Origin of the sequence: Nonomuraea sp. WAC 01424, from assembly GCF_003947315.1 — a bacterium.
GTDB lineage: Bacteria > Actinomycetota > Actinomycetes > Streptosporangiales > Streptosporangiaceae > Nonomuraea > Nonomuraea spiralis.
In genome coordinates this window covers 176262-196078 of sequence record NZ_QHHZ01000019.1, presented here as the reverse complement: position 1 = coordinate 196078, position 19817 = coordinate 176262, and the positions used below count along the sequence as shown (strand labels likewise).

17 protein-coding genes are annotated in these 19817 nt (G+C 69.7%); 7 read left to right on the top strand and 10 right to left on the bottom strand.

Annotation, left to right across the window (positions count from 1 at the left end; translation table 11 throughout):
- Nucleotides 1-4 precede the first annotated feature (4 nt).
- Nucleotides 5-1831: an FtsX-like permease family protein gene (locus tag DMB42_RS42450; protein WP_125645027.1), complete on the top strand. Its 1827-nt coding sequence runs from the start codon at nt 5-7 to the stop codon at nt 1829-1831.
- Nucleotides 1832-2062: 231 nt separating this feature from the next.
- Here DMB42_RS42450 and DMB42_RS54490 read toward each other — a convergent pair whose 3' ends face one another.
- The 4 genes from DMB42_RS54490 to DMB42_RS42440 form a co-directional block, all read right to left on the bottom strand.
- Nucleotides 2063-3226, bottom strand: coding sequence for a transposase (locus tag DMB42_RS54490; RefSeq protein ID WP_260478266.1), 1164 nt, complete (start codon nt 3224-3226; stop codon nt 2063-2065).
- Nucleotides 3208-3918, bottom strand: coding sequence for a hypothetical protein (locus DMB42_RS54485; protein ID WP_221762596.1), 711 nt, complete (start codon nt 3916-3918; stop codon nt 3208-3210). Before DMB42_RS54485 ends, DMB42_RS54490 begins: the two co-directional genes overlap by 19 nt.
- A gap of 387 nt (nt 3919-4305) precedes the next feature.
- Complete coding sequence (locus tag DMB42_RS54480; RefSeq protein WP_221762595.1) at nt 4306-5088, bottom strand: DUF4158 domain-containing protein; 783 nt, start codon at nt 5086-5088, stop codon at nt 4306-4308.
- A gap of 238 nt (nt 5089-5326) precedes the next feature.
- Nucleotides 5327-5896, bottom strand: a complete 570-nt coding sequence (locus DMB42_RS42440) for a TetR/AcrR family transcriptional regulator (protein ID WP_125645025.1) — start codon at nt 5894-5896, stop codon at nt 5327-5329.
- Between the two features lie 78 nt (nt 5897-5974).
- On the opposite strand from DMB42_RS42440, the gene DMB42_RS42435 reads away from it, so the two are divergent.
- Nucleotides 5975-6361 (top strand): nuclear transport factor 2 family protein, encoded by a 387-nt coding sequence (locus tag DMB42_RS42435; RefSeq protein WP_221762594.1) that lies wholly within the window; start codon nt 5975-5977, stop codon nt 6359-6361.
- A gap of 309 nt (nt 6362-6670) precedes the next feature.
- Here the strand turns inward: DMB42_RS42435 and DMB42_RS42430 are convergent, their stop codons facing one another.
- Both DMB42_RS42430 and DMB42_RS42425 read right to left on the bottom strand, forming a co-directional pair.
- The gene (locus DMB42_RS42430; RefSeq protein ID WP_125645021.1) at nt 6671-7945 is read right to left on the bottom strand and encodes a serine hydrolase; all 1275 of its coding nucleotides are present in this window, start codon (nt 7943-7945) and stop codon (nt 6671-6673) included.
- 123 nt (nt 7946-8068) lie between these two features.
- Nucleotides 8069-8401: a nuclear transport factor 2 family protein gene (locus DMB42_RS42425; protein WP_125645019.1), complete on the bottom strand. Its 333-nt coding sequence runs from the start codon at nt 8399-8401 to the stop codon at nt 8069-8071.
- Nucleotides 8402-8545: 144 nt separating this feature from the next.
- Here DMB42_RS42425 and DMB42_RS42420 point away from each other — a divergent pair, with 144 nt between their 5' ends.
- On the top strand, nt 8546-9238 hold the full coding sequence (locus DMB42_RS42420) for a TetR/AcrR family transcriptional regulator (RefSeq protein ID WP_260478265.1): 693 nt from the start codon (nt 8546-8548) through the stop codon (nt 9236-9238).
- Between the two features lie 368 nt (nt 9239-9606).
- Entirely contained in the window at nt 9607-9981 is a 375-nt protein-coding gene (locus DMB42_RS42415) for a hypothetical protein (protein WP_125645017.1), read from the top strand.
- Between the two features lie 25 nt (nt 9982-10006).
- Here the strand turns inward: DMB42_RS42415 and DMB42_RS54475 are convergent, their stop codons facing one another.
- The gene (locus tag DMB42_RS54475; protein ID WP_221762593.1) at nt 10007-10276 is read right to left on the bottom strand and encodes a hypothetical protein; all 270 of its coding nucleotides are present in this window, start codon (nt 10274-10276) and stop codon (nt 10007-10009) included.
- 554 nt (nt 10277-10830) lie between these two features.
- Here DMB42_RS54475 and DMB42_RS42405 point away from each other — a divergent pair.
- The 3 genes from DMB42_RS42405 (at nt 10831) to DMB42_RS42395 (ending at nt 16234) form a co-directional block, all read left to right on the top strand.
- On the top strand, nt 10831-11295 hold the full coding sequence (locus DMB42_RS42405; RefSeq protein WP_185845155.1) for an RNA polymerase sigma factor: 465 nt from the start codon (nt 10831-10833) through the stop codon (nt 11293-11295).
- A 145-nt stretch (nt 11296-11440) separates the two neighbouring features.
- Nucleotides 11441-12004 carry a hypothetical protein gene (locus DMB42_RS42400; RefSeq protein WP_125645013.1) on the top strand — a complete coding sequence of 188 codons (564 nt, stop codon included), beginning with the start codon at nt 11441-11443 and terminating at the stop codon, nt 12002-12004.
- Nucleotides 12005-12319: 315 nt separating this feature from the next.
- A complete protein-coding gene (locus DMB42_RS42395; RefSeq protein WP_125645011.1) occupies nt 12320-16234 on the top strand; it encodes an AAA family ATPase in 3915 nt (1304 codons plus the stop codon).
- Here DMB42_RS42395 and DMB42_RS42390 read toward each other — a convergent pair.
- The 3 genes from DMB42_RS42390 to DMB42_RS42380 form a co-directional block, all read right to left on the bottom strand.
- Entirely contained in the window at nt 16185-17333 is a 1149-nt protein-coding gene (locus tag DMB42_RS42390; RefSeq protein WP_125645010.1) for a hypothetical protein, read from the bottom strand. The genes DMB42_RS42395 and DMB42_RS42390 overlap by 50 nt on opposite strands.
- Complete coding sequence (locus DMB42_RS42385; RefSeq protein WP_125645008.1) at nt 17326-18579, bottom strand: esterase family protein; 1254 nt, start codon at nt 18577-18579, stop codon at nt 17326-17328. Before DMB42_RS42385 ends, DMB42_RS42390 begins: the two co-directional genes overlap by 8 nt.
- A 73-nt stretch (nt 18580-18652) precedes the next feature.
- A complete protein-coding gene (locus DMB42_RS42380) occupies nt 18653-19696 on the bottom strand; it encodes an Lrp/AsnC family transcriptional regulator (protein WP_260478264.1) in 1044 nt (347 codons plus the stop codon).
- Nucleotides 19697-19817: the final 121 nt, after the last annotated feature.

Here is a 19817-nt window from a genome sequence, read left to right as displayed (position 1 = left end):
CGGAATGGGCCGCATCGTCCTCGTGGTCCGCCTGGCCCTGCGAGACCTCCGGCGTCGCCGCACCGAGGCCGCGCTGCTGCTGCTCGCCATCCTGGCCGCCACCACAACGTTGACGCTCGGGCTCGTCCTGCGCGACGCGGCCAGCGACCCGTACCAGAGCACCCGGGCGGCGACCAACGGACCTGACGTGGTCGCCAACGCCGGCCAGGCCGACGACCTCGCGGAGCTCGGGAAACTGGCCACCGCCTCCGGCGTCACCGAGCACAGCGGACCGTACCCCGTCATCGCGGGGAAGCTCGAGGCGTCCGTCCGGACGTCGGATGTCCAGGCCATGGGGCGCGACGCCGCTTTCGCGGCGGTCGATCAGCCCGAGGTGACCCAGGGCAGTTGGGTCAGCGACGGCGGCGTGGTGCTCGAGGCCGGCTTCGCCGACTCGCTCGATGTGGGCGTCGGTGACTCGGTCACCCTGGGCGGTAGGTCGTTCAAGGTCGTCGGTGTCGCGGTCACCGCCGCCATGCCGCCCTATCCCGGAGCGTCCTGCATCGTCTCGGCCGGCTGCATCAACGGCGCCATCCCCGACGACCGGAAGCTGCCGGCGGGGTTGCTGCACAATCCCGGGCTGGCCTGGCTCACCCAGGCGGACGTGCTGAGCCTCGCCTCGGACCAGAACTCCCTGTCCTACGTGATGAACCTGAAGCTGGCCGACCCGGACGAAGCCCAGGCATTCGTCGACCGGAACGGCGGCGATCATGGCGGCGCCATACCCATGCAGACCTGGAAGAGCATTCTCGCCGACGCCACCGACCTGGCCCGAGACTCCCAGATCCTGCTGCTGATCGGCGCCTGGCTGCTCGGCCTGCTCGCCGTGGCCAGTCTCTCGGTGCTGGTCGGCGGGCGGACGGCCGATCAGACCAGGCGTATCGGGTTGTTGAAAGCAGTCGGCGGCACACCGGGCCTGGTCGCTGCCGTGCTACTCGCGGAGTACCTCCTGGTGGCCGTCGTCGCGGCCGCGGCCGGGCTGACGATCGGAGCGCTGACCGCTCCGTTACTCACCGAATCCAGTGCCGGCCTCGTCGGCGGTGCGGGGACGGCGTCGTTGACCTGGTCCACGATCGGTCTGGTGACCGCCGTGGCACTCGGCGTCGCGGTGGTGGCGACCGCTGTTCCGGCCGTGCGCGCGGCCCGCTCCAGCACCGTCAGCGCGCTGGCCGACGCGGCACGCCCACCTCGCCGCACCGGTTGGCTGATCAGTCTCTCGGCGCGACTGCCCGTCCCGCTGCTGCTCGCTCTGCGGGTCGCCGCCCGCCGGCCGCGACGGGTGGTGCTGGGCGTGGTCAGCATCGCGGTCACGGTCAGCGGGATCTACGTCCTGCTGGTGCTCAACGCCTTCCTCGGCGACCAGCCAGGCACCGGCGCATACACCGAAGCTCAGGTGGCGGTGCTGCGGCACGTGCTCCTCGTCTGGACGGTCATCCTGCTCTCCCTGGCAGCGGTCAACGCCATCGTCGTCACCTGGGCGACGGTGCTCGACAACCGGCATGCGTCGGCTCTGGCCCGCGCCCTCGGCGCAACCCCCCAGGAAGTGACCGTCGCCCTGGCGACCGCGCAGGTGCTGCCCGCGCTCCTCGGCGCCGTCATGGGTGTCTTCCCGGGAGGCTTCCTGCTGTTCGCCGCCATCAACACGATCACCGGCGGCGACAGCGACAAGGCCACGCTTCCCGCACCCTGGCAGCTGATCGCCCTGGTGCTGGCAACCGTGCTCGTGGTGGCGGCGCTCACCTCTGTTCCCGCCCACCTTGGCGGCCGCCGTCCCGTGACCGCGACTCTCTAAGCCGACCACCACGGCAAGCCTGGTGATGCCGCATAGATCCGTTCCTTACGCCGCTCACCTCGGCGTACCAAACACGGACGTTGGGGACGCAAGGACAGGATTCGCGACCTGCCGTCGAGGATCTCGAAAGGGGTGAGGACCCTCCTGGCGTGGTGTGTAGCGGCCAAGAAGCGCACCACCCGCAGGAGGTCCTCGTCCCCGCCGGTCGCTTTCGGCATCTCATGAGGGGGATCAGGCCAGCGCCGCGGCGAACAACACTCGTGGCTCCAGATCCAACCGGGTGTTGGGGGTGCCGGCCGGTGGGGTGAGGTGGAGGGTCCAGTTCCCGAACCGGCGGACGGTGTGGGTGATGTAGGGGGAAACGGTTGCCAGGTCGTCCAGGTCGACAGGTTGTCCCTCGGCGGCGATGTCATTGGCGGCGTCGGTGATGTCCAGGGCTGTTGAGTACATGACGCAGTTGGCGAGCAACTCGTTGAACTTGATGACCTTCTCCTGGTAGTCGGGGTCGTTGTGGCCGATGAGCTTGCCGCCGAACATCAGCCAGTCGGCGAAACCGTGGAAGGCCTCGTTCCGGTTGGTGACCTGGGTGATCTGCTTCCGCAACTGCGGCTCGGACAGATAGCGCAGCAGCGTGATGGTGCGGATCGCCCGGCCGAGTTCCCTGAATGCCCGGTACAGGCGGTTCTTACGGGAGTGGTTGCCCAGCCGGCGCAGCAGCGTGACCGACGACATCCTGTTCTCCCGGATGGAGATCGCGGTGCGCAGCAGGTCCGTCCAATGGGCCTCGATCAGATCCCAGTCGACCGCCTCGTCCCCGAACAGGGAACCGATGTGCTGGTAGTGCGTGTCGGGGGCGGGCCGGTAGAAGATCAGGTCGTGCCAGTTGCGGATGCGGGGGAGCAAGTCGAATCCCAGGAGCGCGGCCAGGCCGAAGACCGGCAGCGACTGGCCTTGGGTGTCGGCGTGGATGGTGTCGGGCTGGACGTCGGAGGTGTTCTTCAGCAGGCCCTCGATGATGTAGACCGCCTCCCACACCCCGCACGGGATGAAGTGGCTGAACAGGGCGACGTAGGTGTTGGAGATATGCCGGTAGGCGATGCCTCCGTATCCGCCGTACCGGATGGACGTTTCCGCGAGGAGGTTGTTCTCCCACGTGTCGATCTGGGAGCCGTCCGCGGCGACGGTCTTCCCATCGCCCCACACGCCGGCCACGTCCAACTTGCTGAACGCGTTGACGACCGTCGCCGACGCTTTCTCAATCTTGCCGGCGGTGGCGTGCTTGTTGCCTGCCAGTGAGAGCTCGTGCACGCTGACCTTGCCGCGCATGTGTGCCGCGACCTGGGACGGGCCAAGTAGTGTGCCGTGCGCGAACACCGTCAGCACGTAGCGAGCCAAGGCCTCTTGATCTTCGGATCCGAGCCGGAGGCCGGGCCGAAATGATGGTGCCAGCCCAGCAGATAGGCGGTGCGCGTGAGGATGTCCAGCAGCGCCCGCTGCGGCAGCCGGTCATGGAGCGCGGCCTCCAACTCCAGCGCCTCCGGCCGACGCTCGGCGCCCTTGCGACGCTTGAGCACCGGACGGCCACCCTCCAGCACCAGATCGGTGTTGGAGGGATACCCGGCATCGACGCTCTGAGCGAGGGCGGCAAGCTTGTCCCGGAAGAAGGCGGTCAGCTGCGACGGCTCGGACGGGATCCCGGCCTGCTCGCAGAACCGGGCCACCAGCGGCTCGCACTCCTGCCAGGACATCAGCTGCTCGCGCAGGTTGGCGTAGGACTCCGAGCCCGCCACCGCGATGTCCCCGGACCGCAACTCCGCCGCCAGGTAGGAGAACACGCACACCTCCAGGTGACGGCGCACCAGCATCCCCGGCTTGTGCTTGTCCCGCAGGACCTTCTTCCACATCGCCGAGGCGAAGCCGTCGATGTCGATCGACAGCGTCACCGGTTGCCCGTCCGCGCCCACCCGCTCGACCGTCAGCCGCTCCGGCACGAACACGGCCTTCGCGCCGCGGAGGGCCCGCAGGAACTCCACCGCGTCGACCACGCTGCGGTCCGCGCTGGTCGACTCCAGAGTGATCGCGTGCACCAGCGTGAACAGCCGCAGTCAGCGCCTCCACCCCGACCGCTTTCTCCAGCGTCTTGAGCACCAACCGGCCGGCTCGCTCCGCCACCTCACGCGTGTCCGGCGCCCGGCCCTCGACCGAGGCATCGCCGTTGCTTTCGGCCGACGCCTCCTCCTCAGGGGCGGTGGCCTCGCGAACCATGGACAGCATGTCGCCGAAGACGCCCAACAGCCGCTCCAATTCGACCCGATGCGCCTCCCGCAGCGCCTCCAGGCGCTCGCGCCCCTTCTTGTGGATCGCGGCTATCCGCTTGCAGAACATCGTCACCACGTCATCTCGGACACTGGTCCGGACTGCGTGCACGAAGCACACAATCAGGGTCAGCCGCTTGTCCTCGTTGGTGATCTTCTTCATGTCGGCGACGTCGGTGACCCGCGCCTCCCAGCGAAATGAGCGATCTTCCCCGGTGACACGCCATCCAGCCATACCTCGGTCGGCCCGATCGCGTCGATACCCTCCAGCAGCTCCAGGCGCTGCTTGAACTTGCCCAGCGACGCGGCCTGCGCCACATCCTTCAAACGGTCGTACTCGCTGCGCCGACTGATCGGATCCACCACCAGCATCCGCCCCAGCCCGGCCTTGGCCCCAGCGTCGAGCCGCCCAGCGACGCTCTGGTAGAAGCCGTTGTTGACCTCCGTGCGGATTGTTGCGGCCATCGCATCCAGCGTGGCGTAGCCCGGCAGCTCACAGCGTGCCCGGATCAGCTCCTCCAACGCCACGTTGATCAAGTCCGCAGGATTGTCTTTCGTCAGCACCGCCCTGCGAATCGCATCCTTGGCCACCTTCCGGACCCCAGCCCCGTCATAGACGACCTTCATCCGCTTGCGGACGAACTCCCGATGCCGCTTGGCCGACCTAACCGCCGCACGCTCCAGCGTTACGTCCTCGCCGAGCCCCAGAACGTCCCTCACATGCCGCACCACCACCAGCGGCACATCCTCGACCTTCGGGAAGTACCCCAGCCGTTGGTAGGACTTCAACCACACCACCAGGGCCAGCAGATGCTGCTGATCCTGCGTCTTGATCCGCGCCCACTCCACCTCGGCATCCGTCGGCGTGAACGCCTCAGACAGCTCCCGCCCCGACACCCCGCGGCCAAAGCGTGGATACGCCGTCCGATCGACTGAGGTCACAGCCAACCCCCGCATGCACGGCGCTCAGCGGCTGGCCGGGGTCTGGAACGGGACGATCTGGATGGCGTAGGCGTCGAAGGCGGCACGGTCTGGGCGTCGCATGCTGCCGTACGGGAACTGCCCTGCCATCCAGCCGATCGGCGGCCGCGAACGCGGCCGAGATGCCGCTTGAACGTCGGCCGGTAGTGGCCGGCCAAGAGGTCCGGCTTCGGCGGCCCGGAGGCGCGGACCGTGCCGATCAGGGGGTGGTGTGCTCGCCCGCCAGGCTTTCGAAGCAGGGGCGCAGGAGCTCGACGATGTCGTCGGCGGAGGCGTCGGCGAGCGCGCTGAGCTTGAGAAGGTGACGGTCGATGATCACGCCGGTGATGATGGCCGTGACCAGGCCCGCCCGCAGGTCCGCGTCCTGGTGCGGGATGGCCTCGCCGACCCGGGACAGCCAGGCCCTCCCGCTGTCGCGGAAGTCGTCACTGGCGCCGGCGTGGGTGAGCACGGAACGCAACAGCGCCAGCGACGCCGCCGGTTCGTCGTCGAGGCGGCTGCGCAGCATCGAGAGCAGCGCTTCGGCGGGCTCGCCGGGTGGCAGTTCGTGGGTTTCGATCTGGGCGGCCCGCGCGAAGAGCTGTTCCTTGGAGCCGAAGTAGTGCATCACCAGGCCGGCGTTGACCCCGGCCGCGGAGGCGACGGCACGAATGGTGGTGTGTTCGTAACCCAGTTCAGCGAAGGCCTGCCGGGCCGCACCGAGGATGCGCTCCTGCGTGTCGAGGCGCTGTTGCGCACGCGTACGGCTGGGCTTGGACGACTCGCTCACCGGCTCATTGTACGGGCGTTGACCCACTCACCCATTTCGCTATACGCTCGTTCAATGAACATGCGTACAACGAAAGTCGTGACCGACATCCTCCAGGCGGGCAAGACGGGGGACCATGAACGATTCCTCGACCTCATGGCTCCCGACGCCGTGATCGAGTGGCCGTACCGGCCGGAAGGCATGCCGGCCGAGCTGCGCGGCCGGGCGGAGATCGCCGCGTTCGTCGCCGCGCAGGGCTGGCTGATCAGCTTCGACGAGTATGTCGACCTGGTGCTGCACGAGACTGTCGACCCCGAGGTGGTCATCGTCGAATACACCGCGAACGGTACGGTCACCGGCACAGGAGCGCCGTTCACCCAGCGGGTCATCGCCGTGTTCCAGGTCCGCGACGGTCAGGTGGTGTCCTATCGGGACTACATCAACCCGCTCCCGATCATGAAGGTGCTGGAGTCCCATGACACATGAACCGCCCCGAGACGACGGTCTCCGTCCTGGCCCGAGCCGGCGTCGCGTACGATCTCGCCGGTCTGAACCCATCGGCGAGGTATCGGATGGGCCTCTTGGGCGTAGGTGATGAGTTCGCTGCGTGATCGGGCTTCCGTAGTGTGATGTGAGGATCCGCCGGCGTGCCTCGTGCAGCAGAAGAGATCATGGATCTTGGACGGCGATGGGTTCGTCGATGACGGGCGTCCAGACGGCCTGCCGTGAGAGCTGGTCGGCGGATCGGATCCGTGTGGTGATCCGCAGGCAGGCCGTACTGGACGACACGTCGTGCTAGCGCTTCACGGAGAGCAGCCGGTCCACGGCGAACGGGACGATCCCCGGCTGCGCCGCCTTCGTACGCGCCGAGCTCTGACCGCAGAGCCCCAGCAGCAGGTAGTCGACAGTGGCGTAGTCGATGGGGCTGATCACGATGTTGCCGTTCTCGTCCAGGCTCTGGTACTTCGTGCGGTTGACGCCCATGGAAAGCTGGCGGGCGCCGTCCGGGCTGGTGTAGGAGTCGGTGGCCATGCCGAAGACGCCGCCGCTGTGTCCCCAGAACCGTCCGCACGGCAGGTCGGTGGCGTAGATGCCGAGGCCATAGGCTCCCGACACCCCGGCCACGGGCACCGTCTTCTGCATCTCGGCCAGCTCGGCGGAGCCGATCAGCTCGCCGCGCAGCAGCTTCCGGTAGAACTGGTTGATGTCGTCCATCGTGGACACGACCGCGCCCGCCGTGGTGATCCACGACATGTTGTAGACGCTGTAGTCCTTGGGCGGGTCGATGAAGCCGAACATCGACTCGTACGCCTTGGAGTGCGGGCCGGGGATGGCCGGCGTGCGCGGGAAGGACGTATGCCGCAGGCCCGCCTTGCGGATGACGTTGCGGGTGATGTACCGCTCGGCGTTCTCGCCCGTCACCTTCTCCAGGAGCAGGCCGGCGAGCAGGTAGTTGGTGTTGGAGTAGATCCCCGGCGTGGCGCCCGGCTCGCCGGTCGGTGCGGCGGCCAGGCCCAGATCGACCAGTTCCCGCCGGGAGAAGGTACGGAAACGGTTGTCGTCGAGGCTCTCGAACGTGCCCTGGAGCAGCGAGGGGAAGGCCGGGCCCACGTGGTCGGCGATGTGGCTCGTGTGATTGAGCAACATCCGTACGGTGATCTTCTGTCCGCGCTCGCCGGGCACCACGTCGGGCAGGTAGCGGGCGATGGGGGCGTCCAGCTCGACGGCGCCGCGTGCCACCTGCTGGAGCAGGGCCACCGCGGAGAATGTCTTGGTGATGCTGCCGACCCGGTGCAGCATGTCGGGGCGTACGGGGCGGTTCGTGGCGACGTCCGCCACGCCGGCGGCACCCCGCCAGTCGCGTTCGCCGTCGCGGACGGCGGAGTAGATGCCGTACATGCCGGCCTCGTGCACGGCGTTCAGCGACCGGCGCAGCGCCTGCCGATCGGGGCCGGTCTCACGCGCCGGGGCGGCCGGGGTGGGGGCGGCCTGGGCCGGGGTGGCCGCCAGTAACATTCCGGCGGTCAGGGCGACGGCCGAGGTGCTCTTTCCAAGCGTCCGGATGTTCATGGCGTAAGCATGATCGAAACGCCGGTTCGGCGGTCAGTCCCGGCTGTCATCGGCTCCACATGACAGGAGTCATGATCGGTGCCGAGGGCGGCGGCGCGGCGGTCCGGGCCGCTCCCCCGTCGTTCACACGAAGAAGCCGATGATGCGGCTGATGCGGCCTCCGCTGAACTCGACCACGTCGTAGCCGGTGGCGACCGTGCCGAGCCGCCAGGTGAACAGGGCGTGGTCGTGGTGGGTGCTGATCACGGTGTCGAGGGTGAAGAGCAGGTCGCCGAAGCTCGGCTGAGCCTTGCCGATCACTTTCGACAGTTCGGCGTGTCCGCGCAGGCCCGCGTTGTCGGGGTCGGTGTAGAGCGAGTCGTCGGTGAGGACGGACTTCATCAACGTCATCCGGGCGGCGTCGTCCCGCTCGTTCCAGACGTCGAGGTACTTGAGGATCAGGTTGTCGGTGTTCATGCGGTTGCTCCTTCGAGAGTGCGGGATCGGGAGGGTTCGAGGGCGATGGCGGCCAGGCCCAGCCTTCCTGCATGCCCAAGAATTGCTACACGGCGTTCACCATAGTGCACGGCGTTCAATATTCAAGCCCTGTAGGGTGTCGGCATGGAAGCGACCATGAGCCGACGCGAACGACTGCGCGCCCAGACCAGCGCCGAGATCAAGACGATCGCGCTCAAGCTCATGGCCGAGGGCGGCCCCGACGCGATCTCGCTGCGCGCCATCGCGCGTGAGATGGGCATGACGGCGGGCGCGATCTACAGCTACTTCGCCACTCGCGACGACCTGGTCACGACGCTGACCGGCGACGTCTACACCTCGCTCGTCGAGGCCGCCGAGGCGGCGCGCGACGCGGTGCCCGAGTCCGATGCCGGTGGGCGGATCATGGCCTGGGCGCAGGCCGTACGAGAATGGGCTCTTGCCAACCCCGAGGGCTTCCGGCTCATTTACGGCGATCCGGTGCCCGGCTACCGGGCGCCGGACCACAGCCCCGGCATCGCCGCCGAGGCGCGCGCCTGCACCGGCATCACGGGTCTCGTGGCCGCCGCGTGGCCGGTCGCCGGGAGCGCGAGCCACGACTATGACTGGGCCGACTTCGATCCCGGCCTGGTCGCGCACACCCGGGAGGAGTTCCCCGATCTGCCGCCCGCGGGGCTGGCTCTGACCATGCGCGTGTGGGGGCGTATGCACGGCTTGATGGCGCTGGAGATCTACGGGCACCTGCGCGGGATCGTCCACGACCCGGCGGCCGTCTTCCGCGACGAGATGCGCGACCTCATCGCCTCACTCGGGCTCTAGTACGTGAGGCTGCGGTTCACGGTCGTGATGGCCAACGTCACCGTCCGATGGCCGAGGAAGCCTCCGGTGCTGGCTGAGTGTCGATCAGGGTGTCGCGGTTCGCACGCAAAGTGCGCCGGCTGATCGGTGATGATCACTGACGGTCGGATTCGTGGAACCCTCCGCCTGAGCTGCGGTAATGCAGCGACCTCCGGTTGACGTCTCGGTTTGATCACGGTGTTGGATCACAATCAGGGGTGCCGGTAACGCCCATGTCACCAGCCCCAAACCGGTGATCTTTGCCGAGATTCCCAGCTGTGGGGTCCCGCGATGGCCGTGTACTCGCGGTCGAAGCTGGTCGCCGAGCGGGCGGCGGGACGGAACTGGCCGTGATCAACCCCGTCGGCATCTTCGGCCCGGCGCTCGGCCCGGACTGCTCGGTCTACGTCGAGGTGGTGGAGCGACTGCTGAACGGAAAGCTGCCGGAGATCGCGAACCTGCTGCGGGTACGGCTTGGCCCGGCGGCCCGCCGAGTGCCAACCCGGACGGCATCGGACTGGGCGATCCGCCTCGGCGCGCTGGTGAGCCCTCGCTTCGCGACGGTCGTTCCGGACCTGGGCGTGGCACGCCAGGCGTCGAGCGCGAAAGCGCGTGCGGTTCTGGGCCGGCGGCCCCGGCCGATCGAGGAGACGATCCTGGACACCGCGGCCGGCTTGGCCGGCCTGGGCCTGCTCCGCAACACAACGCGAACGGCCGACGCGTAGCCGACCCCATCCCGCCGCATCGCGATCAACATCCTGCCGGATTCTGGTCGAGATCGGCCAGGAACCTCTCGGCGCGGCGGGCGAAGAGGTGGGCCCCGCGTTCGCCGGATCGGGCGCGGGCTTCGTCGGCGGCGGCTCGTACGACGTCGACGGGTTCGCCGCGGGCGTGCAGCAGGCGGGCGCGCAGCAACAGGAGAAGTCCTTCGGCATAGCGTTGGCCGTGGGCCTTGACGGCCTGGTCGGCCCGGTCGAGGGCGGTCGCGGCCTTGTCGGGCATCTCGGCTGCCAGCCACATCTCGGCGATCAGTCCGTACCAGTAGGCGAGGCCCCATCTCGGCGGGTCGAGCAGGGTCGCGGCCAGGAGATGTTCGGCCTTGGCCGCGGTGCCGGCCGGGTCGTCGCCGGTGAGGGCGCGGGCCCAGTACCAGTCCAGCCGTATGTAGGCTTCCTGCGCGACGCCGAGCGGCGCCCTGGCAAGCGGACGGGAATCCCATGGATCCGGACAGAGCGCTGCCCCGCTCGTTCTGGACCCGGTCTCGAACTGCTTTGATCCCGGTCAGAGCCGAGCGCGGAAGTGAAGGCCGGTCGGAGGCGGCCCGGTGCCCCGCATGGAGGGGGATGGGCGGGGGTTCGGGGGCCGCCGGTGGTGACCGCCCGGCGCGTCCGATGAATTGCGCCGGGAGTAATCAGGCCCTTCTCGGGCGGCCGGGAAATGTCCGGTGGCGGTCCTGGTGACGGCGATTCCGCATGCCCGGAATGTGCGGGCGACTTTGTTCGAGCTCCTTTGTCTGCGCGGAAAACGGAGAGGGCCGTGGCATGAATGTCACAGAACAACGTTGGCATGTTTTGATGGCGCACCGCACGCGGCTGGTGGCCTTGGCGATACGCATGGGGGCGGGGGCGGACGCGGAGGACGTCGTCCAGGACGCGTTGTTGCGTACCGCCACCTTCGCCAGGCTGGAGGAGGAACGGGCGTGGCCCTTCCTCGCCACGGTCACGGCGCGACTTGTGGTCGACCACCACCGCCGGACGGCACGCGAACAGGCGTTACGCCGTCACGCGGCGCTGATGCCGCGCCCCCACGGCTTCGAGGACACCGTGGCCGACTGGGACGAGGCCCGGCGCGCGGCACCCCTGATCGCGCTGCTCGATCCCGAGATCCGTCATGTGGCCCACCTGCGAATGGAGGGCGCCACCTGGGGGCAGATCGGCGTCGCGCGCGGCGAATCGGCCGCCGCCGTCGAGATGCGGTATCGCCGTGCGACAGCCCCGGTACGGCGGGCCATGAACCGGCCGGCCGGAAATCGGCGATGAATTCTGTCGAGCTCGCCGTCCAGGGACGTACTACTCATGAAAGGTTCGCTCGCTCAAGCCGATATGCGATTCTTGGCGATCGCGGAAAAGGACAGCCATGAGAAGCCTGCGAAGGCGTATTCCGCTCGTACGGCATGCGTTTGTCGTGTTGCTGGCGGCGCTCGCCTGCTTGACGCTCGCGCCCGCAGCGGGAGCGGAGAGCAGGACGGTCCAGAAGGCCTCGTCGTCCCCGGCAGATCCCGACACCGAACTGGCCACCACCGAGAACGGCGAGGAACCGCTGGACTCCATCTCCAGCGAGGACTATCTCGCGAAGCTCGCCCAGAACGACGTCATCGTCTCGGCCGAGGAACGGACCCAGATTCTGGCGAGTTCCTGCTGGATCTACACCGGTTACCGGGGCGGCAAGAACCGCGTCGGCCAATGGCTCTGGAAGTATTTCCAGAGAATGGACTACTGCCGCGACGGCAGCCGGATCACCAGCGCCCATTTCTACGTCAGGTGGGCCGAGGTCTACATGGTGGGCTGGTCGTTCAAGAACCACGAGTCGCTCGTGAGCAACGGCGGCCGGGGATCGGCCCAGTGGCGCAAGCGGACCCAGGGCGTCTTCTGCCTTGTCCCGTACGTCTCCTGCATCCAGGAATCGCACCCCTGGGTGGACATGACCGTCTACGGTAACGGCGCGAAGTCCTTCAGCGCCGGCGGCTGAGGCCGCACATGAGGGAGCGCCGGTCCGGGAAGCCCCGGGCCGGCGCTCTGCCATTCCCCGGATTCGGCAGCGACTTGATCTCGCGAGAGAAGCGAGTCCAGGGTGACGATCAGCGGCCAGATCTGCCGGAGAGATTGCAGCTACGGGATCCGGGATGAACCGCCCGCCCGAGCAGATAACGGCAGGCAGGGGCCAGTCTTGGTGGCTGCTGGATTGTCTGGAAGCCCGATTCGTCACCTGGACAAAACTTGATCATCTCCACGCGGCTGGGTACGTTGTGCTGGTTTGCCCGTATTCGGGGATATGGGGGATCGTGTGGGGCGTCGTGAACGACCGGTCGATCCGGCGGACGGCCCGGTAGCCGCCTTCGCCGTGGAGCTGCGCAAGCTGCGGCAGGAGGCGGGCGGGCCGTCCTACCGGGCGATGGCCGCTCGGGTGCCGTGCTCGGCCGCCACGCTGGCGCAGGCCGCGGCAGGAGACCGGTTTGCGACCCTGCCGGTCACCCTCGCCTACGTACAGGCGTGCGGCGGGGACACCCAGCAGTGGCGGACCCGGTGGCAGGAGGCCCTGGCCGCTGTCCGTGAGGCCACCGCCGTGGGCGGGGATATGGCTCGGGCGCCGTATCGGGGGCTGGCCAGGTTCGAGACAGCCGATCAGGCGTACTTCTTCGGCCGGACCGCGCTGGTCGAGCGGGTGGCCGACCTGGTGGACGCGCATCGCCTGGTCGTGGTGGTGGGCCCGTCGGGCTGCGGCAAGTCCTCGCTGCTGCGTGCGGGGCTGGTGCCGAGGCTACGGCCGCGCGCGGTGCGGGTGGTGACACCGGGCGCCCACCCGCAGGCGGCGCTGCCAGAGGCTGCCGCGGATGAGGTGATCGTGGTCGACCAGTTCGAGGAGACGTTCACCCTGTGCCAGGACCCGGACGAACGCCAGGCGTTCATCGACGCCCTGGTCAATGGTCAGGCCGGCCGGGTGGTGCTGGCCGTCCGCGCGGACTTCTTCGACCACTGCGCGCGCCATCCCGCACTGATGGAAGCCGTCCGGGACTCCACGGTCCCGGTCGGCCCGATGAGCCGGAGCGATCTGCGTGAGGCGATCACCAAACCGGCCGCGGCCGCCGGACTGATCGTCCAGCGCGAACTGACCGCCACCCTCATCGAGGAGGTGGCCGACGAGCCCGGCGGCCTGCCGTTGATGTCGCACGCCCTGCTGGAGACCTGGCGGCGCCACCACGGCAAGGCACTCACCCTGGCCGACTACGAAGCCACCGGCGGCATCCACGGCGCCGTCGCCCACACCGCCGAGAACCTCTACACCGACCTGACCCCCACCCAGCGGCAGCGATTACGCGAGCTGCTGCTGCGCCTGGTCACCCCGGGCCAGGCAGGCGCGCAGGACACCCGCCGCCCGGTACGGCGCGCCGAACTACTCACCGGCGACCCTCTCGACCCGGGCCCGGTCCTGCTGGAACAACTGGCCGCCGCCCGCCTGATCACCCTGGACGACGACACCGCCGACCTGGCCCACGAAGCGCTGCTGACCGCCTGGCCCCGCCTGCGCGACTGGGTGGAGGAAGACCGGGAACGACTGCGCGTCCACCGCCGCCTCACCGAAGCGGCCACCACCTGGAACGACCACGCCCGCGACCCCGGCACCCTCTACCGCGGACTCCAACTGGCCACCGCCCAAGAACACCTCACCCAGCACCTCGACACACTCACCCCCGAGGAGCGGGCCTTCCTCCATGCCGGCACAGCCGCCCACCACGGCGCACGCCGCCGACGCGGACTACGGACCTCGGTCCTGTCGGTCGTGGTCGTACTCGCGCTGGTGGCGGCGTCACTGGCCTGGCAGCAGAACACGGTCAGCAGCCGGCGGCAGCGCGAGGCGCACGCCCGCCAGATGGCCGGCACCGCCGAGAGCCTGCGCCAGTCCGACCCGCGCCTGGCCATGCAGCTCAGCCTGGCGGCCTGGCGCCTGGCCGACCTCCCTGAGACCCGCGCGGCACTTCGTACGGCCGGCCTGCAACCTGAGCAGGACACCTTCACCGACCCCGACCAGGCGGAGGAGACCATGCGCTGGCTGAGCGCTGACGGACGCTCGCTCATCAGCGCCGGCGCCACCCAGGTCACCCGCTGGGACCTGGACACGCGACAGCGTCTGTCCGTCGCGCCCGGGCTCGGCGCGCTGCTACCGAACACCGGGGTGGGCAGCGGTGACGCTCGATGGCTGCCTGTCATCGACCGGGCCACCGCCGAGGTGACGCTGTGGGACCTGGTGAAGGGCCGCCACGACCTACGCCCGCTGGACACCGCCAACCAGGGCAGCGAGATCGCCCCGAGCGGCCGCTACCTGATCACCTACCATGCCGCCGGCTCCCGCTACCGAGTCAGCGTGTGGGACCCGGGCACCCGGCGACAGGTCCTGCGGGTGAGTACGCCGAGGAAGAAGAAGCCCGCCGCGCGGAAGCAGACCTGGATCGACGGGGCGCTCGCGCGTGAGCAGCATTCCGGTCGTGCGCGGAGCGAGAGAGACACTCCCGACGCCGTGCTCAGCGCCGACGACCGGACCCTCGCGCTCTGTGTGCCGGGCGCGCCGCTGCAACTGTGGGACCTGCCCTCCGGACGCAGACGCGAGCTGCCGGGGGCACCCGTACTCTCAGGGCAGCAGTGCCGGGACGAACGGGTGAGTCTGGCGCCGGACGGACGGCGGCTGCTGCTGACCACCGAGACCAAGATCCGCCAGTGGGAGCTGCCGTCGGGCAAGGAGGGCCCCTACGTGGACGAGCTGGCCGTGCACGATGTCAGCTTCAGCGCCGACGGCGCCCTCCTCATGGCCGCCGGTGTCGACGGGTACGTGGTACTGCGGATGAGCCAGCTCGACAGCCCGCTCTTCCGTTACCCCTACAGCGGCGCCAATGCCGCGAGCCTGCACCTCGACCCGGCTGCCAACCGCGTCCGCTTCATCGTCGGCTCCCGTGGAGGGACGGGATGGCCGGCGACCGTGCGCACACTTCAGCTGAGCACCGCCCCGGACACCCTCCGGTACGACGAGAGGTCGCAGTCGGCCACCTTCAGCCTTACCGGCGACAAGCTGGCCACCGTGTACCGCGACCGGGTCGAGCTTCGCGACGTCAAGTCCGGACGACGCCTTCCAGGACCGCCCCCGGTGCCCTGCCCGGGAGGCACGTTCTGGACTCCTCGCTGCTGGATGATCGCCGGTTTCCGCCACGACGGCCAGGCCCTCGCGTACGGCGACCGCTTCGGCGGGCCGTTCAGTGCGAAGGTATGGGATCTCACGCAACAGCGCGTCACCGCCGTCTCCCCGCCCATCCCCTTCGCAGCCGGCCTCGCGTTCGCCGGCGGAGGCGGCACTCTCCTCGCCGTCGGCCAGGCCGGCGACGTCCGGACCTCGCCTTCCACGTCGTTCACCTCATGGGACATCCGCGCCGGCACCGCTCCCGCGAAAACGCCCGGTCTCTCGGGAGACACGATCATCGTCGATCCACGCGAACGTGTTCTCGTCACCTCGAGGGGCGACGTCGCCGACCTGGCCGCGGGCCGGGTGATCCCGCGTACCACCGGACCCGGACCGGGCAAGGCCCTGGCCTTCAGCCGCGACGCGAGCCTCTTCGCCGTGGGCGACGCGGCGGGTCAGATCGCCTTGTGGGACGGCGACGTACGACGCCATCTCGGCACGCTCACGCCCGCCTCGGCCTCCGGGCCCGTCACCGCGCTCGCGTTCTCCGCGGACGGGCAGGTGCTCGCCGCCGGCAGGGTCAACGGTGACGTGCAACTGTGGGACACGGCCCTGCGGCAGCCGATCGGAGCGCCCATCCGCACCCCGGCCGGCACAGTCCTGGCACTGAGAGTGGACAACGAGGCTCTGTACGTGGCCGGCATACACGTTCCCCTCCTGCGCTACGACCTCACACCGGCCGCCGCGGCCGCCGCCGTCTGCCGCCGAACGGGCCAGGGCCTCACCGCCGAGAACTGGTCGGCCTACTTTCCCGGATACCCCTACCAGTCCACCTGCGGTGGCGACGCCCACCGGAACGTACCGGACGCCCCCCGGGCGGGCCGGGTGGATCAGGAGAGCGAGCTGCGGGTGCGCGCCCGCGGCTGTCTCACCAAGGACACCGACGCCGAATCCATACGGCTGAGCGCCGCCAAGCTGCCGCGCGTCAGGTCGTCTCGTGCCCGGTCCATGCGCGTACGTGCGAGACGTCGATGAGTTCGGCTCCGTCTCCGAGCGGCAGCGCCGCGGGGGCCCTGCCCTCGACGAACCGGTCGAGGAACGCCAGCGTCAGCGCCCCCACGAGCCGGGTGACGCGCTTCCCGTCCACGAGGCCGAGGTGGCCGGCGTGGCCGAGGCGCTGCTTGTCAGGCAGCAGCGCCAGGTCCGTGAAATCCCGGTGCATGGCGTCGGTGACCTTGACCCGGACGATATCCCCGCGCAACCCCATCTGGCCGAATTCCTCGTAGAACAGGTCGCTGTGGTGTGCACGGCCCTTGAAGTCCGCGTACAGACCGAGGATCGGCACGCGGGCGGAGCGGCCGAAGAGGTCGGGCGCGAGGTGCATGCCGTCGAGGTTGACGGCGGCGCGCCCGCGCGGGTCGGCGTGCGCGGCGCGACCGGCGGCGCATCCGCCGAGGGACATTCCCATGTAGGTCAGTCGCGTCAGGTCGCAGGCGCCGGCGAGGTCGCCGAAGGGGCCGTCCGGTGTCGCGGCCGACAGCGCGTCGGTGACGGCGATCATGCGGTCGCGCCACTGCCGGACGAGCGGGACCACCTTGCCGTTCTCCCAGAGGTCGGCGAACCAGGCGTGGCGGGCGTCGAGGTCGTCTCCGAGCGGCATGTAGCGCTCCAGCCGCTTGAACAGGTCGACGGCCGCGGCGATGAGCGGCTCCTCCGGTCCGAGCCGCGATCCGTCGGGCCGCGCGGCGAAACCGCCGCCGTGCTGGAGCACGCTGACGGCGACGTGACCGTGGGAGGCGAGTTCGGTCAGCAACGAGGTGTTCTGTGCGGGGTACAGGTCGGCGCCGTGGGAGAACACGATCGTCGGATGAGGCCCCGGCCTGGCGGGGGCGTCGCGGTGGTCGTGGGTGAGCGCCGCGGCGAGCGCGGCGGTGGTGGTGGCGGGCGGCCAGGTCGGGTTGCGGCGGGCGGTCCACTCCAGCAGCAGGTCCCGCTCGCTCCCGGCCGCGTACGGCCGGGGCCGGACCGTCGCCGCCGCCGGGTACCAGACCCGCATCAGCAGCGGACCCGCCTCTACGTCCCGGACGCCGGCCCGATAGGGGCCGGTGGGGCGGGGAAGGCTCACCTCAGGCATCGGCGCCGCTCCCCCTCAGCCAGATCAGCCCGTCGCCGAGCCGGCTGCGCCACCAGGTCTCGTCGTGGCCGCCGGCGAACTCGCGGTATCGGTAGTCGTAGCCCTTGAGTGTGAGTACGTCGCGCAGGTGCCTACTGGCGTGCACCTGTCCGGGGGTGGCGGGCGGCGGCCCGGTCTCGAACGTCCCGACCTCCTGGTAGATCCGGGTCGGCACGGGGTCGGCCCGCATGAACTCGTCGATGAGCACGGGCGTCCTGGACCCGGCACCGACGACCGTGGCGGCCGGATCGGTGGCGGCGGCGGGGTCGGCGAGGCGGGCGTAGGCGCGCAGGGTGTCCGGGTCCCACCAGACCGATCCCGACAACATGAGCACACCGCCGAACACGTCAGGGTGCTTCAACCCGGTGTAGGCCGCGCACAGCCCGCCCAGGCTGCAGCCGGTGATGACGGTCGCCGCCGGGTCGGAGGTGAGGGGGTGGCGGCGCCGCGCCCACGGCAGCAGGTCCTCGGCCAGGTGGCGGGACCATTCCGCGTCGCAGGCGAGTTCCTTGTTACGGTCGCCCTGCTGGACGAACAGCGCCGCCGTGGGCAGGATCCTTCCCTCGGCGTGCAGGTTGTCGAGTACGGTGCTCGCGCTGTGTCCGGCATGACCGTCGAGCACGACCAGGACGCCCAGTGGAGCGCTCGGCTCGTCGCGGCCCGGCGGGAGGTACGTCCACACCTGCCTGCCGTCGTCGTACGTCCCTTCCACCACCGTCCCCCTCGGGACGTCAGGGCGCCGGTCGGCCCACGACAGCGGCGCGGCGTCCGGGCACACCAGCACCGACCGCAGCGGAGGCACACCAGGGGTGGCCAGGGCGGCGAAGTCATGCGCTTCGCGGACCCGGGCGTACGGGTCGGGGACGTGCTCGACCCCGGACGCGTCGACGATCTCGAAACTGTAGGTGGTGCGAACGTCCGTCCTGATCCTCCAGGTGAGGAATCGGGTGGCGGTCCCTGGTACCGGCGCCAGAGAGCGCCGTTGCGGCGGGAGCCCACTGACCGTCTCGACGATCCTGACCTGCTCGACCGGCCGGTCCGCCTTCCACAGGAAGGTCACCAGGCAAGCCTGCGGGTCGTCGGGACATCTCTCGATCAGCGGCGTGCCGTCTTTCCGGAGCTCGGCCCACAACCTCGCCTCGCTCGCGGCCGGATCGTCCGACTCGAACAGAGCCTTGATCCGCGGGCTGAGCACGTCGTCACCCAATGTCGTCGGCCTCCCCTTTTCGTCTGTCTGGCTGCACGGAACCCAAGCACGGCACGGTGACGGCCGACCGAATCTATGAGCGATCGGTCGTGGCGGGCGGTGTGGCGACGGATCCGTGCCAGGGGTCGAGCGGGACCACCGCGATGGTGCGTCCGTCCGCGTCCAAGACCCGGCCCATACGTTTGACGACGCGCAGGGCGACCATCCGGTCCAGCACCTCCAGTGACGGGATCGCCCCCGCCATGCGCGCCTCGCCGTACGAGATGTCGGACATGTGGCGCAGCCACTGGCTGACGAAGAGGTTCGGCCGCGCCGCGACGGCGAAGCTGCCCCGGTTCTGCGGCAACGCGGCCAGCGCCCGCCCGACGGCGTCCAGATCGGCGGCCGGCACGCGCAGGAAGTAGTTGACGAGGATCGGCCAGCCCGCCGCCTCCTGCGTGACGTCGCACCTCATCGACACCAGCCCGGCGGCGAGCATCGCCGCCACCCGCCGGCTGGTCGTCGAGGGGCTCTCGCCGACCTGCTCGGAGAGCGCCGCCACCGGGGCGCGGGCGTCCAGGCTGAGCGCGCGGAACAGCGCCCGGTGCCGTCCGGACAGGGCGAGCGGCCGGGCCGGACGCTCGGGGTGGCGGTCGAGGCTCCTGACCTCGGAACGCTCCAGCGCGTCCAGGCGCCACGAGCTGCCCTCGCCGTACACCTGGGTGATCGGGTAGAGCTCGGTACGCAGCACGCCCGGCAGTGTCTCGATTTGGGCGAGCACCAGGTCGGCCAGGGCTTGGAGGGAGTCGGCCATCAGGGTCAGGAACAGGCTGCGGCCGGAGCCGACGATCGTGATCGAAGCCACCCGTGGGTTGACGAGCAGGGCGGCGATCACGGCCTCTCGGTCGGCCGGCCCGCATTCCACGTCGAGGTAGGCGGTCACGAGCCGGCGCAGGAGCGCGGGACCGGGTGTCACCAGCACCGACACCAGGCCGCGGTCCACGAGCCGCTGCCAGCGGCGGGCCGCGGTGATCGGGTGCTGGGCGCAGGCCGGGCCGATCGTCGTCCAGGGTGCTCGCGGCGCGAGCTGGACCGCGTGGATCAACCGGAGATCCTGCTCGCTGAGCTCCTGCCGCACGGATCCGTCGCCTCCAGCCCCTGGTTTGCCGATTCGCTGACGACAGCGGCGACCCGATGGGGGGACCTGCTGCACTCCAGCGACGAAGCCATCCAAGCAGGAGGAAGATCCGTGATACCCA

Coding starts and splice junctions, on each gene's coding strand:
- DMB42_RS42450 (WP_125645027.1), top strand. CDS start 5: ATGGGCCGCATCGTCCTCGTGGTCCGCCTGGCCCTGCGAGACCTCCGG.
- DMB42_RS42390 (WP_125645010.1), bottom strand. CDS start 17,333: ATGCCTGAGGTGAGCCTTCCCCGCCCCACCGGCCCCTATCGGGCCGGC.
- DMB42_RS54475 (WP_221762593.1), bottom strand. CDS start 10,276: ATGTGGCTGGCAGCCGAGATGCCCGACAAGGCCGCGACCGCCCTCGAC.
- DMB42_RS42405 (WP_185845155.1), top strand. CDS start 10,831: ATGGCGCACCGCACGCGGCTGGTGGCCTTGGCGATACGCATGGGGGCG.
- DMB42_RS42420 (WP_260478265.1), top strand. CDS start 8,546: ATGGAAGCGACCATGAGCCGACGCGAACGACTGCGCGCCCAGACCAGC.
- DMB42_RS42430 (WP_125645021.1), bottom strand. CDS start 7,945: ATGAACATCCGGACGCTTGGAAAGAGCACCTCGGCCGTCGCCCTGACC.
- DMB42_RS42425 (WP_125645019.1), bottom strand. CDS start 8,401: ATGAACACCGACAACCTGATCCTCAAGTACCTCGACGTCTGGAACGAG.